This window comes from Oryzibacillus soli (genome assembly GCF_051594765.1).
In the GTDB taxonomy this organism is placed as follows: Bacteria; Bacillota; Bacilli; order Paenibacillales; family NBRC-103111; genus Paenibacillus_AR.
The window spans coordinates 1-746 of the sequence record NZ_JBPPGJ010000080.1; the positions used below are offsets into that span (position 1 = coordinate 1).

Below are 746 nucleotides of genomic sequence, written 5' to 3' on the forward strand. Positions count from 1 at the left end.
TTGGTGATAATGGCGAAGGGGAACCACGCGTACCCATCTCGAACACGACCGTTAAGCCCTTCAGCGCCGATGGTACTTGGACCGCAGGGTCCTGGGAGAGTAGGACGTTGCCAAGCGGGTCTCACTTGTGTGAGATTCACCCTTGTTCCTTGAAAACTGGATAGCGAAACAATTCCGAAAACATCTTTTAAGTGTTTACACTTATAGCTAGGATAAGCTAATAAGAGCGCACGGAGGATGCCTAGGCGCCAGGAGCCGAAGAAGGACGTAGCGAACGACGAAACGCCTCGGGGAGCCGTAAGCAGGCTTTGATCCGGGGATGTCCGAATGGGGAAACCCACATGGAGTAATGTCCATGTATCCGTCACTGAATACATAGGTGATGCGAAGGCATACCCAGGGAACTGAAACATCTAAGTACCTGGAGGAAAAGAAAACAAAAGTGATTCCGTAAGTAGCGGCGAGCGAACGCGGAACAGCCCAAACCAAGGGGCTTGCTCCTTGGGGTTGTAGGACGTCGATATGGCAAAAGGTTGTTAGGTGAAGAGACCTGGAAAGGTCCGCTATAAGAGGTAAAAGCCCTGTAGCCAAAAACAACCGTATGCCTAGACGGATCCTGAGTAGGGCGGGGCACGGGAAACCCCGTCTGAAACCGGCAGGACCATCTGCCAAGGCTAAATACTCCCTGGCGACCGATAGCGAAGCAGTACCGTGAGGGAAAGGTGAAAAGCACCCCGGAAGGGGAG

Annotated in this window: 2 rRNA genes; both read left to right on the forward strand. The window is 52.8% G+C overall.

Features of this window, described 5'->3' with window-relative positions:
- Positions 1-116 (forward strand): 5S ribosomal RNA (gene rrf / locus ACSEXW_RS28235).
- Positions 117-210: 94 nt separating this feature from the next.
- Positions 211-746: ribosomal RNA gene (locus tag ACSEXW_RS28240) — 23S ribosomal RNA — on the forward strand; the annotation flags it as partial.